Raw genomic sequence first — 12,943 nt, forward strand, 5'->3', positions numbered from 1 at the left:
CTCAGCCTTCCAGCACCTTGATCTTGCCGGATTGGATGTCCTTCTTGATCTGCTCGAGCTTGGCCTTCTGCTCGGCCGTGCCGCCGCAAATCACCATGTCGGACGCCTTGGAACCCATGGCCAGACCAAACGGCTTGTAGCCCGCCTTCCAGGTGCCAGCAACCACTTCCTTGATCGCGTATTGCACCTGGTAGCCCACGCCCGTGATGCTGTAGGCCACGTAGAGCGGATCGCTGCCGCAGTAGTTGGTGTAGCTGCCGATGATCTTGGTGCCTTTTTCCTTGGCCGCCTGCTCCATGCCGCGCAGGCCAAGGTTGAGGATGTGGTAGTGGACGTCCGCGCCCTGGGCGATGGCGGCCAGCGTGGCCTCCTTGGACTTGGCGACGTTGTCGAAGTCACCCGTGTAGTTCTCGAAATACTTGATCTTGGGGTTGATGTACTTGGCGCCGTTGCCGAATTCCTTGCCGGCATTGACGATGGAGGGGATCTCCATGCCGCCGACGTAGCTCACGGCGCCGTTCTTGGACAGCATGGCGGCGGCCGCGCCGGCCACGAAGGCGATCTCGGCCTGCTTCACGTCGTAACCAGCGACATTGGCCATCTCCTCGGACTTGTTGCCGCCGACGATGGAGAACTTGACCTTGGGGAAACGCTTGGACACCTTGAGCACCGCCGCCTGGGTCTGACCGCCCACGCCGATCACCAGCGCGTTCTTGCTGGCCAGGTTGGTCAGCGCCTGCTCCATGTCGGCATAGTTGATGTTCTCGATCATCTGCACCTTGATCTTGGCGCCGAGCTCCTTCTGCGCGGCGGCCAGGCCGTCATAGCCGGATTCCATCCAGCCCTTGTCCGACTTGGAGCCGGGAATCAGGATGCCGACGGCCACGGGATCGGCGGCTTGCGCCGGCACGGCCAGCAGGAAAGCGGCCAGCAGGCCGCCCAGGGCGTACACACGACGGGAGAAAACGGAAGCTTCCATGACAGGACCTTTCAGCGTATGGGTTGCGGCAAGTAACTAATTGATTACTTACAGGCATGGCTCTTGCAATAACGATGCCAGCAGGGGCGCCCTGGAAACGCCGGTTTTCAAGACCGGGCGGCGGCGATTCGGGGCGTTCACGGTGCGCGGGCGGTGCGTGCGCGAGGAATCGCACCAAATCGCGGCGGCCGCGCCCCATGTCGTGTCCTTTGGTCCTTCATCGCAGGAGTTCCCATGAAACCTCATCCCTACATTCCCGACACCCGCCCCGACAACGCCCTGGGCCTGGCCCCGCAGTACTACTGGGTGGCCAGCGAGCGCGAGGTCGACATGTCGGTGGAACCGCCCGCGCCGGTGCGCGCGCGCGTCGCGGCCGAGCCCCAGAACGTGGTGCTGGACCTGCGCCGCACGGCCATCGTCATCATCGACCTGCAAAACGACTTTTGCACCGAGGGCGGCTGGGTCGATCACATCGGCGGCAACTACCAGGCCGACCGCGCGCCCATCGCCCCGCTGCAGGCGCTGCTGCCGGCGCTGCGCCAGGCCGGCGTGCCGGTGATCTGGGTGAACTGGGGCAACCGCCCGGACCTGGCCAACATGCCGCCCAACCAGATCCACCTCTACAAGAACAGCGGCAGCGGCGTGGGCCTGGGCGACCCACTGCCCAATGGCAAGGGCCACGTTCTGCAAAAGGATTCCTGGCCCGCCGCCATCGTCGACGAGCTGACGCCCCGCGATGGCGACTACCTGGTGGACAAGCACCGCATCAGCGGCTTCTGGGACACGCCGCTGGACAGCATCCTGCGCAACCTGGGTGTCAAGAGCGTCCTGTTCGCCGGCTGCAACACCGACCAATGCGTGCTGCACACGCTGACCGACGCCAACTTCCTGGGTTACGGCTGCGTCATGCTCAGCGACTGCTGCGCGACCAGCTCGCCCTACTTCTGCACCGAGGCGACGATCTGGAACGTCAAGAAATGCTTTGGCTTCGTCACCGACTCCACGGCGGTGCTACGCGCCCTGCCGGCGTGAGCATGGACGGCGCAAGCGGACCCGCACCCGGCTCTTCCGGTGCCTTCGTTCCTGGCCCTCGGGCGGAACGCGCGCCGACCGGATCCGGCCAGCTCGACGGTGTGCGTCTGGCCGTCAAGGACCTGATCGATGTAGGTGGGACGATCACCGGCGGCGGCAACCCGGATTGGGCCGCCGCGCAGACCGAGGCGGCGGTGGACGCACCCTGCGTGGCCACCTTGCGCGCGGCGGGCGTGCGCGTCGTCGGCAAGACGGTGACGGATGAACTGGCCTTCAGCCTGGAAGGCGAGAACGCGTTCTTCGGCACGCCGCTCCACCCGCGGGCCCCCGAACTCCTGCCCGGCGGTTCGTCCAGCGGCTCCGCCGTCGCGGTAGCCTGGGGCGAGGCCGACCTGGCCCTGGGCACGGACACCGGGGGCTCCGTGCGCGTGCCCGCCGCCTTCTGTGGCCTGCACGCCCTGCGACCCACGCATGGGCGCATCCCTCTGGACGGCGTGCTGCCTTTCGCACCCAGCCTGGATACCGTGGGCTGGTTCGCGCGCGATGCTGCTCTGCTGCGCAGCGCGGGGCAAGTGCTGCTCGGCGGTGGCGCATCCACCCATGCCCCCTTGCGGCTGTGCATCGCGCGCGACGCGCTCGACCTGGCCTCGCCCGAGGTGCGCGAGGCTTTGCTGGACTGGGCTCGCCGCGCGGGCCTGCGAGAGGAACGCCTGGCGTTTGACGATGGCGGCGCGCGTGACGCACAAGGCGGGCAGGGCACACCGCCCTGGCGTGATTGGCTGACCGCCTATGCCACACTCCAGGGCTTGGAAATCCGCACCCACCTAGGCCCCTGGATCCGCGCGCGACACCCGCGCTTCGGCCCCGCGATCGCGCCGCGTTTCGCGGGCGCGCTGGCGTTGGATGAATCCATCGGGCCGCGCTGGTGCGACTGGCGCAAGCAAGCGACACAGGCGCTGCGCGCGCGGCTGGACCCCGACGAAGCCTGGCTGGTTCCGGCCGCGCCCACCGTGGCCCTGCGGCGCACGGCCGGTGCCGAGGAACGCACGACCTTCTACGACCACGCGCTGGCCCTGGGCGCGCTGGCCGGACTGGCCGGGCTGCCCCAGATCGTCCTGCCTTTGTGCCAAGCCGAAGGCCTGCCCGTGGGCCTGTCCTTCATCTCCGCGCCTGGCAATGACGAGCGCCTGCTCGACCTGGCCGTTGCGCTGTCGCCTCCCGAGGAAAACCGCTCTTGAGCACCCGTCCTACCCCGCGCCGCGCGGCCGCTCCCCCCGCAGCCCGCGGCGTACCCAGCCAGGCCATAAGCCGCCCCGCGATCCGCCGTGATCCGGAGCGCACCCGCGCGCGATTGCTGGAAGCCGCCACCGAAGAGTTCGCCAGCCATGGCTACAGCGGCGCGCGTACCGACCGCATCGTGCAGGCGGCCGGCACCAGCATCCGCATGCTCTACCACTACTTCGGCGACAAGGACGGTCTGTACCTGGAGGTGCTGGACACGGTGATGGCGGAGCTGCGCGAAGCTGAACTGCAGGCCATCCCCGACGACCTGCCGCCCATGGAGGGTCTGCTGCGCGCCTTCGATTTCATCGCCGAGCACTTCGCCGATCACCCCAAGCTGCGCAAGCTGTTGGCCTTCGAGAACCTGAACGAGGCGCGGCACCTGTCGCTGTCCGAACGCATCCCTCAGATGGCGGCACCCGTGGTCGGCCGCATCCGGCAGCTGCTGGCGCGCGGCGCGGCCACGGGCGAAGTGCGCGCGGACATTGACGCGCTACAGCTTTACATTGCCATGGCCGGCCTGGCCTACTACGGTCGGCAGCACGCCCACACGCTGTCACACATCCTCAAGCGCGACCTGCTCAAGCCCAGTTGGCAGAAATCCAACCTGAATACTTGTCGCGCCATGGTCGAGGCCTACCTGACGCCAACGGGCTGAAGTTGCCCCGGCGGCAACCGCACGGCTTCGGGCGCTAACGCCGCACCTCGCGCTGGAAGATCTCCAGGCTCTTCTTCTTGGTCGCGACGAAGCTGGCTTCCGACAGAGTCTCGACCGTGCGCGGGCGCGGATCGTCGTAAGACAGGATCTCGGCCACCCGGGTCGGGCGCTTGGTCAGCAGCAGCACCTGGTCGGCCAGGTACACCGCCTCCTCCAGGTCGTGCGAGACCAACAGCATGGTGGTGCCGGTCTGCATGAAAACCTCTTGCAGTTTCTCGCGGATGAACAGCGTCATCTCGAAATCCAGCGCCGAGAAGGGCTCGTCCAGGAACAGCACCTCGGGCTTGGGCGCCAGCGCGCGCATGATGGACGCGGTCTGCTGCTGCCCGCCCGAGAGTTCGTAGGGGTAGCGGTTCAGGTCGAACTTGACGTCGAAACTGGCCACCAATTCCTGCATGCGGCGGTCCACCTCGGCCTTGCTCTGGCCTTCGAGCTTGAGCGGGTAGGCGATGTTGTCGATGGTGCGCATCCAGGGGAACATGGCCTCGCGGTAGTTCTGGAAGACGTAGCCGATCTTGGTGTCCTTGAGCGACTTGCCGTCGAACAGGATCTCACCGCTGTCGATGGGCACCAGGCCCGCGATCATGTTGATCAGCGTGGACTTGCCACAACCGTTGGGCCCGAAGACCGAGACGATCTTGCCCTTGGGAATGTCGAGGTCGAAGTTCTCATACAGCGGCCAACCGGCGAAGTACTTCGTCAGGCCACGGATGGTGATGTGCGTGCCGGCCGGGCCGGGCCGGAAAGGCGGCACGGGTACGTCCGCGATGACGGGTGCATTCAAGACTTCACTCATCTTCCGCTCCAGTGAACAATACGTCGCTCCATGACCAGGAACAGGATGTTGAGCACGTAGCCCAGCACCCCGGCAGCCAGGATGGACGCGTACATGTCGCGCACGTTCATGACCTGCTGCGAATTGATGATGCGGTTGCCCAGGCCGCTGTCGGAACCGATGAACATCTCGGCCACGATCACGATGACCAGGGCCATGGACACGGCCGAGCGCAAGCCCACGAAGCTGGGTTGCAGGCTTTCCCAGATCAGCACGTCCTTGAAAATCTGCCAGCGCGAGGCGCCCATCACCTTGGCCGCCATCACGCGCTGCTTGCGGGCGTTGATCACGCCATAGGCACTGTTGAACACCACGATCAGCAACGCGCCGAAGGCCGCGATGGCCACCTTGTTGATGTCGGACACGCCGAAGATCATCAGGAACAGCGGGATCAGCGCCGAGGACGGCGTGGAACGGAAGAAGTCGATCAGGAACTCCACGCTGCGGTAGGCCTTCTCGGCGCTGCCCAGCACCACGCCCAGGGGCACCCCGACCACCGCAGCGATCAGAAAAGCCTGCGCGGTCCGCCACAGCGTGACGGCGAAGTCCGTCAGCAACGGCCCCCCGGCCAGGCCGTTGAGCAAGGTGCTGACGGTGGCAGCCGGCGGCGGCAGCAGGATGGGCTTGACCAGGCCAAAGCGCACCACCAGGTCCCAGACGATGAAGAGCAAGGCCGGGCCGATGAAGGGCAAGGCCTTGGCCCAGTTTCGTTTGCGCGGCACGGCAGGCGCCCCGCCAACGGCCTGGGCCCAAGGGCTGGCAGACCGCTGGCCACCGGCGGAGGTGGAGTCCGTCATGGTCTTCAGCCCTTGTAAAGCATGCTGTCGACCATGAGGCGCGAGGAGAAGATGCCCTTCTCGGCGAACAGGTCGAAAAACTTCTGGAAGTGCGCCACGTCGGCCGGTGTGAATTCGTTGTACATGGTGTACGCGGCCAGGGGCACTTCACCCGTCAAGGTGCCCTCGATGGCGGTGTAACCCTTGAGGTATTGGCGCGCCTCGACGGCCTGGCTGCGCACGAACTGCACCCCCTTGCCATAGGCCGCGATGAATTTCTTGGCCTCCGCAGGGTACTTCTTGATGAAGGCCGAGGACAAGGAGGCCGAGCCACCGAACCAGGGTGCCAGGGGATCACCCAGCACGTACTTGGCGATCACGCCCGCTTCCAGCATGCGGGTCGTTCCGTTCAAACGGCCGATGGTGCCCGTGGGCTCCAGCGTGTAGCAGCCATCGACCTGGCCAGCCGCGAGCGCGGCCACGTGCTGGCCGATGGGCAGCTCCACCACGGTCACGCCCGTGGCACCACCCCGTTCAAACACCGTCTTGGCCAGAGTCACGTTCTGGATGCCAGGGCCCGAGGCCACGCGCTTGCCCTTGAGGTCGGCGATGGTCTTGGCCGGGCTGTCCTTGGGCACCAGCACCTGGTCCAGCACATTCTTGGCGTTGCTGGGGTTGGAGCAGAAGATCTTGAACGTGCCTGGCTGAGCCAGCTCGCCAATGGCGATGTTGGCCGAGCCCGTGCCGTTGGCCGTGCCGTCGGCACGGTCAGACAACACGGCTTCCATCACCTGCTGGGCCCCCGCGAAACGCAGGGCCTCCACGTCCAGACCGGCTTCCTTGAAGAAACCACGTTCGATGGCCGCGTAGAAAGGCAGGCCGGCGGCGATGGGCCAGTAGCCGATGCGGATCTTGGGGCCGCTTTGCGCGCGGACCAGGGCCGGTGCTCCCAGCACCCCCAGCAGGGCGGCGGCACCACCTGCCTGCACAAGCTTGCGGCGCGTGGTGGCGGCGGAGGACGGGACGGAGAGGTGGCTGTCTTTCATGGAAGGCTCCTGCACAGTGGGTTGAAGAGAGGTATGCATGTTTCAGGCCCGCGGCTGGGACTGCGCGGCTTGCGCCGAGAGGTAGGCGCGCCAACCGCCGTGGGCCGTGATGTCCAGGGCACCGTCCAGGGCGAGTGCCTCGCAGAGAAAGCCCTGCACATTGCCGCCGCCCTCCAGCGCCAACGTGCCTATGCCCAAGGGCGCGGGCACCAGCGCGACGAAGGAGCCGTAGTGTTCGATCGGCATCTCCCAGACCTCGACCGCGATGCGCGCGCCCAGCCCCTCGGCCACACGCTGCAGCCCGGGCTTGGGCGGCACGGTGCCCGGCAAGGCGTAGAGCCGGTAGTGCGGCGCGGTCGTGGTCTGCGCCAGCAAGCGGGCGCCACGCTCGGTGAGTTGTGTGTTGAGGGGCATGCCCGAGAGGTGGGCACCCACGACCGCCACGCGCACGGTGGACGGGGCCGCCGATGGGGACCTGAGGCCAGGGATCGGCAACGGCGCGGGCAAGGGCTCGCCCGTCGCCCCTTGCGTCAGCCCCGTCGCGTGGTGGTAGCGCTGGCCCAGTTCGGCCAGTTGCCAGTCGCTGCCGCAGGGGCCGATCAGGGTGATGCCGAAGGGCAGGCCATCGGGCCGGATGCTGCTGGGCACGGACAGCGCCGCGTAGTCCAGCAGGTTGACGAAGTTGGTGTAGGCGCCCAGGTTGCGGTTGAGCACCACCGGGTCGGCCTGCATCTGCGCGATGGTGTAGTGCGTGGGTGCGGTCGGCACGAGCATGAGGTCCATGCCTTGCCCCCCAGCCGCTTGCCACTGTGCGGCGGCTTGCTGGGCCAAGGCCCGCAGCCGGGTCTGCGCGGCGCAGAGGTCGGCGGCGTCGTAGGCCCGCCCCTGGGCGATGATGCCGCGCACGGGCGCCATCACATCCACCTCATGCGCGTCGAAGAAGTCGCGGATGGCGGCGTAGCGTTCGGCCACCAGGGCGCTTTCATACAGAAGCGCCGCCGATTCGGCGAAAGACCGGTAGGAGAAACGCACCTCCACGCCGCCCAATTCACGCAGACGCGCACGCGCCCGGTCAAATTCGGCCTCGGCCAGCGTGTCGCCAAAAAATTCCAGCGCATCGGGCACGCCGAAGCGGAAGGTCTTGGGGAACGGCCGATCCGCCAGGGTCAGCGCGCGTGAATACGGGTCCTCGGCGTCGTAGCCGCGCGCCGCGTCCAGCACCTGCGCGGCCAGTCCCACGCTGCGCGCGAAGATAGAGACGCAGTCCACGCTCTGCGCGGCCGGCACCACGCCCCGTGCGCTGATCAGGCCCTTGGACGGCTTGAGTCCGACGATGTTGTTCAGACCGGCCGGCACCCGGCCCGAGCCGGCCGTGTCGGTGCCCAGGGCGAAATCCACCTGCCCGGTAGCCACCACATAGGCGGAACCGGAACTGGAGCCTCCGGACACATACGCCGGATCAAAGGCATTGGGCACTGCGCCCCAGGGCGAACGCGTGCCATTCAGGCCGCAGGCGAACTGATCCAGATTGGTCTTGCCCGCCAGCGCCGCACCGGCATCGAGCAGCTTTTGGACCACCGTCGCGTTCACCGCGGGGGCATAGGCAAAGGCCTCGCAGGCCGCCGTGGTGCGCAGGCCCGCCGCATCGATGTTGTCCTTGGCCGCGAAGCGCAGGCCGGCGAGTGGCTGCAAGCCCCCCACGCCCGCCCCGGACAGAGGGGGAGCACAGCGCGCGATCCAGGCCCGTGGGCTTTCGGCACTCGCGCTCGCAGGAAACTGGGCAGTGGAACGGCCTTGAATGGGAGCTTGCACCATGTTGTCGCAATTTATCTTGTATACAAGAAAACATGCAACATGCGTGCCAAGGCCGACCATCAAGATCTACCTCAGGGCAAGAACTTGTCTGAGACAAACCGGGAGGTGTTTGCCATTCTGAAAAGTGAAATTTTCACGATATGGCCAACCTAAGCTGAAGAATGTAAGAATCCGCCGCACTGCCCGAGTGCATCGCTCGGTAAAGTCTCCTGCAGACATACCGATGGTCCATTCCGGTTTCCTTTCCACTCAGGAAACCTTGCATTCAGCAGCCACAAGGAGTCTTTCGGTGTCGCACGCCAAGGTAGTCGCCAACCGAGAACGCGAAACCCCGGGCCCGAATTTCACCGGTCCCTCGTCGAAAGACCGGTTTTGCCGCCCAGGCTCGCGGGCACCGTCTTGTGGCCAATCGGCCCATCCCCCTCCAGCACATTGGTCCGCCATCGGATGGCGTGGTCACTGTCGCCGTCTCCGATGTCGTTGCGCTTGAACCTGCGCCGACCCCGTATCTGCCTTGGAATTCGCCCGAAAACCATCTCGAGGAAACATCGTGAACTATTTGAAGAATATGCGCATTGGCGCCAGGCTTGGCCTGGGATTCGGTCTGATCCTGGTCTTGCTTGCGGTCGTTTCGCTGCTGAGCATCAGCCGCATGGCTCGGGTCTACAGCGAACTGCAAGCCATCACCGATGAGAACAACGAGAAAGTCAAGCTGACCGAGGACATGAGCGAGACCATCACGCATATCGGCGCGCTGGCGCGTGACGTCGTGCTCCAGACCGAAGAAGCGGGCATGCGCGCTGCACACAAGAGCTTGCTCGACACCCGGGCCTCTTACGCCAAGAAGGAGGGAGAACTGGCCAAGATGTTCGAAAGCCTAGCGAGTACGGCTAAGGTCGAGAAGGACGTACTCGCCAAAACCAGGAGCGTCAAAACCCGTGCTGAAACCATCATCGACAAGGTCGTGGAACTTGGCCTGGCCAATAAAAATCAGGAAGCCACCCAGTTGCTGACACGCGAGGCCCTGCCCGCCCAGCGCGACTGGCAGGCCGCGCTGGACGAGCTGGTTGACTTTGAATACAAGGCCAGCGACGACGCCGAAGAACGTGCCAAGGCGGTTTACGAGGCAGCCTTGACCACCGTTGTCACGCTCACCATCGTCGCAATCGTCCTCGGTGTCTTCGCAGCTTTGGTGATCACCCGTTCCATCACCGTGCCGATCGGTCAGGCCGTAGCGTTGGCGGAAACCGTGGCCGCCGGTGACCTCTCCGCCCGGGTCTCGACCGAGGGCAAGGACGAAACCGCTCAATTGCTCCGTTCCCTGTCCCACATGCAGGAAAGCCTGTCCAAGGTGGTCAGCACGGTGCGTGTCGGCTCCGAGTCAGTGGCGACCGCCAGCGCCGAGATCGCCCAGGGCAACCAGGACCTGAGCGCGCGCACCGAAAGCCAGGCCAGTGCGCTGGAGGAAACAGCCGCCTCGATGGAAGAGCTCTCCTCCACCGTCACGCAGAACGCCGACAACGCGCGCCAGGCGAATCAGCTTGCACAGAACGCGTCCTCGGTCGCCGTGCAGGGTGGCGAAGTGGTGTCCCAGGTGGTCGACACCATGCGCGGCATCAGCGAGGCGAGCAGAAAAATCGCCGACATCATCAGCGTGATCGACGGCATCGCCTTCCAGACCAACATCCTGGCGCTGAACGCGGCGGTCGAGGCGGCGCGCGCGGGTGAACAGGGCCGCGGCTTCGCCGTGGTGGCCAGCGAAGTGCGCTCGCTGGCAGGTCGCAGCGCGGAAGCAGCCAAGGAAATCAAGATACTGATCAGCGACAGCGTGCACCGGGTCGAAGCCGGTACCACCCTGGTGGACCAGGCGGGCAACACCATGCAGGAAGTGGTCAACAGCATCAAGCGCGTGACGGACATCGTGGGCGACATCAGCGCAGCCAGCACCGAGCAGAGCCAGGGCGTCGCGCAGATCGGCGAGGCGGTGCAGCAGATGGACCAGGTGACCCAGCAGAACGCGGCCCTGGTGGAAGAGATGGCTGCGGCGGCCAACAGCCTCAAGGGGCAGGCGGGCGAGCTGGTGCAGGCCGTGGCCATCTTCAAGTTGTCCGACCAGGCCGCGCGGCCGACCCTGGGCCCGGCGCCAGCGGCACAGCACAGCCACGCACCGACCGCAGCCGCGGCGGCACCCGGCACGCGGGCGACCGGCACACAGCAGCGCGCCAGGCCCGCCCCCAAAGCCGGCCCGCATGCCAGCCTTGGCACTGCCGGCGGCAAACCGGCCGCCACCAAGCCAACGGCGCAGGAACCAGCCAAGGCTCTGCCCTCGGCAGCGCCCACGGGGGCGCCAAGGCGAATGACGGGGACTGGGAGACCTTCTGAGCCCCCATGGCACGCGCCGGCCTTGTCGCCGTGTCGGGCCACGGGAAGGCCGTTTCCGCGAAGCGGCGCAGTTTGCAGCGATGCAGCGATGCCGCACCGGCGCGGCAGTTCCGACGCCGGAGCCCACAGGAGCCGCGTCGGTCACGGGACTTGAGTGTCGGCGGGCGCAAGTGGCTTCATCCGACCGCCCCACGTCTGCACCGTCTCACAGATCAACTGCGAGACGATGCGGCTGGCCTGGGTCAGTTGTCCCCACTTCGGATGGGCCAGGGTGACATACCGCTTGAGATCGGGCGCCACCAGCTTGGCCGCCTGCAGCTTGCCCTGGCGCAACTCCTCGTCGATGGAGAAAGGTCCGAGCAACGCATACAGGTTCGGGTTGTCGATCAGAACCTGCTTCTGGAGACGCAGGGAATCCGCATCGATCACCGCCTGCAGATGAAAGCCCTGACTGCGGGCTGTTTCGTCGAGGATGGACCGCCAATGCGCGGGGCGTCGCGGCAACACCAGCGGCAGGTTTTCAAGCATCTTGAAAGCCACGGTTTCCCCCTGTGTGCGGACCGCGCCCGGACTGGACACCAGGTACGTGTCCGCCGTCGCCAGCAAGATTTCATCTTGGCTGCGCGGATTGTCGAACCGGAACAGGATGGCCATGTCCACGCCACCCGTATCGAGCATGGCATCCAGCTCCCCGCCCTGCCCCTCGCGCACATTGAGCACGATCCTGGGATAGTCGAGTCTCAAGCGATTGAACACATGGCTCATCAAGGGGTGCGCCACCGACGGCAGGATGCCGATACGCACCTCCCCCATGGGCACGGTGGACGTTTGCCGGATCTCCGCGAACAGCTCGTCACAGCCATTCAGCCAGAGCCTGACCCGTCGCTCGACATGCTGTCCGAATTCGGTCAAGGCCACGCCTCGGCCGGTGCGCCGGAACAAGGGACTTCCGCACGCCTTTTCAAGCTCGCTGATCTGGCGGCTGATGTGTGACTGGACCGTCTGGCGCCGCGCAGCGACTTTGGTGAAGCTCCCCAGTTCGGCCACCTCCAGGAACAGACGGAAATCCTGAATCTGAAACTGCATTTGCACGCCCTGTTATGCCTGATCAGGCATTTCTGAAATCTCCGACTGCATTCTATGCAGATGGCTCGAGCATTCCTAGACTGCCCCTCCATGGACAACCCAGGCACCGCAAGGTGGCAACAAGGAAAACAGACCATGAGTTTCGTGAGTTTTGAGATCGAGGGCCGTGCGAGCTACGGTGTTTGGAAGGATGAGCAGAGCTGGATCCAGGCGCCAGCGGACTTTGAAGCCCGGTACCCCGACCTCAAGTCCGTGATTGCCGCCGATCGGCTGGACGAACTGGACCGCGTGGCGCGCGCTTCGGGACGCACCGTGTCCGCGGGTCGGGCCCGCCTGCTGCCGGTCATCCCCAATCCCGGCAAGATTCTGTGCGTCGGCTTGAACTACAAGTCGCACGTCGCCGAGACCAAGCGCCCCGACAGTGAATACCCGGCGATCTTCACGCGCTACGCCGACAGCCTGCTGGCGCATGGCGCCCCCATGCCCAAGCCCAAGGCGACCCAGCGCTTTGACTTCGAGGCGGAACTGGCCGTCATCATCGGCAAGGGCGGGCGCGCCATCCCCCAGGCCCGGGCGTTTGAACACATCGCCGGCTACGCCTGCTTCAACGACGGCACCGCGCGCGACTGGCAGCGCCACACCCATCAATGGACACCGGGCAAGAACTTCCCGGCCACCGGGCCTTTCGGGCCCTACATGGCCACCCCGCGCGAAATCCCCGATGTCAACCGGCTGACGATCGCCTCGCGCCTGAATGGACAGGTGATGCAGCAAGCCTCCCTGGCTGACCTGATCTACACCCTGCCCGTCATCATCGAATACCTGTCGGGCTTCACGCCACTGTCGGCCGGTGACGTGATCGCCACCGGCACGCCCGGCGGCGTTGGGGATCGCCGCGACCCACCGGTCTACATGGTGGCCGGTGACGTGATCGAAATCGAGATCACCGGCTTGGGCGTTCTGCGCAACGTCGTCACCGACGAGGTCTGAACA

At 65.8% G+C, this 12,943-nt stretch carries 11 protein-coding genes; 5 read left to right on the forward strand and 6 right to left on the reverse strand.

Translation table 11 applies throughout. The features are described from left to right. Position 1 precedes the first annotated feature (1 nt). Complete coding sequence (locus DW355_RS00390; protein WP_131276869.1) at positions 2-979, reverse strand: BMP family protein; 978 nt, start codon at positions 977-979, stop codon at positions 2-4. Between the two features lie 234 nt (positions 980-1,213). On the opposite strand from DW355_RS00390, the gene DW355_RS00395 reads away from it, so the two are divergent. From DW355_RS00395 to DW355_RS00405, 3 genes are read left to right on the forward strand one after another with little or no spacing between them, the layout of a single operon-like run. Beyond that, positions 1,214-2,011 carry a cysteine hydrolase gene (locus DW355_RS00395; RefSeq protein WP_131276872.1) on the forward strand — a complete coding sequence of 266 codons (798 nt, stop codon included), beginning with the start codon at positions 1,214-1,216 and terminating at the stop codon, positions 2,009-2,011. A 2-nt stretch (positions 2,012-2,013) separates the two neighbouring features. Continuing rightward, on the forward strand, positions 2,014-3,249 hold the full coding sequence (locus tag DW355_RS00400; RefSeq protein ID WP_131282095.1) for an amidase: 1,236 nt from the start codon (positions 2,014-2,016) through the stop codon (positions 3,247-3,249). Further along, the gene (locus tag DW355_RS00405; RefSeq protein WP_131276875.1) at positions 3,246-3,950 is read left to right on the forward strand and encodes a TetR/AcrR family transcriptional regulator; all 705 of its coding nucleotides are present in this window, start codon (positions 3,246-3,248) and stop codon (positions 3,948-3,950) included. The genes DW355_RS00400 and DW355_RS00405 overlap by 4 nt, the downstream gene beginning before the upstream one ends. A 34-nt stretch (positions 3,951-3,984) precedes the next feature. Here DW355_RS00405 and DW355_RS00410 read toward each other — a convergent pair whose 3' ends face one another. The 4 genes from DW355_RS00410 to atzF are packed head-to-tail and all read right to left on the reverse strand — an operon-like array spanning position 3,985 to position 8,482. After that, complete coding sequence (locus DW355_RS00410; protein WP_131276878.1) at positions 3,985-4,806, reverse strand: ABC transporter ATP-binding protein; 822 nt, start codon at positions 4,804-4,806, stop codon at positions 3,985-3,987. After that, a complete protein-coding gene (locus tag DW355_RS00415; RefSeq protein ID WP_131276881.1) occupies positions 4,803-5,642 on the reverse strand; it encodes an ABC transporter permease in 840 nt (279 codons plus the stop codon). Before DW355_RS00415 ends, DW355_RS00410 begins: the two co-directional genes overlap by 4 nt. A gap of 5 nt (positions 5,643-5,647) precedes the next feature. Then, on the reverse strand, positions 5,648-6,667 hold the full coding sequence (locus DW355_RS00420) for an ABC transporter substrate-binding protein (RefSeq protein WP_131276884.1): 1,020 nt from the start codon (positions 6,665-6,667) through the stop codon (positions 5,648-5,650). Positions 6,668-6,709: 42 nt separating this feature from the next. Continuing rightward, positions 6,710-8,482, reverse strand: a complete 1,773-nt coding sequence (gene atzF / locus DW355_RS00425; RefSeq protein WP_242671263.1) for an allophanate hydrolase — start codon at positions 8,480-8,482, stop codon at positions 6,710-6,712. A gap of 550 nt (positions 8,483-9,032) precedes the next feature. On the opposite strand from atzF, the gene DW355_RS00430 reads away from it, so the two are divergent. Then, positions 9,033-11,018 (forward strand): methyl-accepting chemotaxis protein, encoded by a 1,986-nt coding sequence (locus DW355_RS00430; protein WP_278249370.1) that lies wholly within the window; start codon positions 9,033-9,035, stop codon positions 11,016-11,018. On the opposite strand, the gene DW355_RS00435 is transcribed toward DW355_RS00430, so the two are convergent. Next, complete coding sequence (locus DW355_RS00435) at positions 11,006-11,950, reverse strand: LysR family transcriptional regulator (protein WP_131276887.1); 945 nt, start codon at positions 11,948-11,950, stop codon at positions 11,006-11,008. The genes DW355_RS00430 and DW355_RS00435 overlap by 13 nt on opposite strands. Before the next feature lie 135 nt (positions 11,951-12,085). Here DW355_RS00435 and DW355_RS00440 point away from each other — a divergent pair, with 135 nt between their 5' ends. After that, positions 12,086-12,940 (forward strand): fumarylacetoacetate hydrolase family protein, encoded by an 855-nt coding sequence (locus DW355_RS00440; RefSeq protein ID WP_131276892.1) that lies wholly within the window; start codon positions 12,086-12,088, stop codon positions 12,938-12,940. Positions 12,941-12,943 lie beyond the last annotated feature (3 nt).

Origin of the sequence: Hylemonella gracilis, from assembly GCF_004328645.1 — a bacterium.
Lineage (GTDB): Bacteria > Pseudomonadota > Gammaproteobacteria > Burkholderiales > Burkholderiaceae_C > Hylemonella > Hylemonella gracilis_B.

Coding starts and splice junctions, on each gene's coding strand:
- DW355_RS00390 (WP_131276869.1), bottom strand. CDS start 979: ATGGAAGCTTCCGTTTTCTCCCGTCGTGTGTACGCCCTGGGCGGCCTG.
- DW355_RS00395 (WP_131276872.1), top strand. CDS start 1,214: ATGAAACCTCATCCCTACATTCCCGACACCCGCCCCGACAACGCCCTG.
- DW355_RS00400 (WP_131282095.1), top strand. CDS start 2,014: ATGGACGGCGCAAGCGGACCCGCACCCGGCTCTTCCGGTGCCTTCGTT.
- DW355_RS00410 (WP_131276878.1), bottom strand. CDS start 4,806: ATGAGTGAAGTCTTGAATGCACCCGTCATCGCGGACGTACCCGTGCCG.
- DW355_RS00415 (WP_131276881.1), bottom strand. CDS start 5,642: ATGACGGACTCCACCTCCGCCGGTGGCCAGCGGTCTGCCAGCCCTTGG.
- DW355_RS00420 (WP_131276884.1), bottom strand. CDS start 6,667: ATGAAAGACAGCCACCTCTCCGTCCCGTCCTCCGCCGCCACCACGCGC.
- atzF (WP_242671263.1), bottom strand. CDS start 8,482: ATGGTGCAAGCTCCCATTCAAGGCCGTTCCACTGCCCAGTTTCCTGCG.
- DW355_RS00435 (WP_131276887.1), bottom strand. CDS start 11,950: ATGCAGTTTCAGATTCAGGATTTCCGTCTGTTCCTGGAGGTGGCCGAA.
- DW355_RS00440 (WP_131276892.1), top strand. CDS start 12,086: ATGAGTTTCGTGAGTTTTGAGATCGAGGGCCGTGCGAGCTACGGTGTT.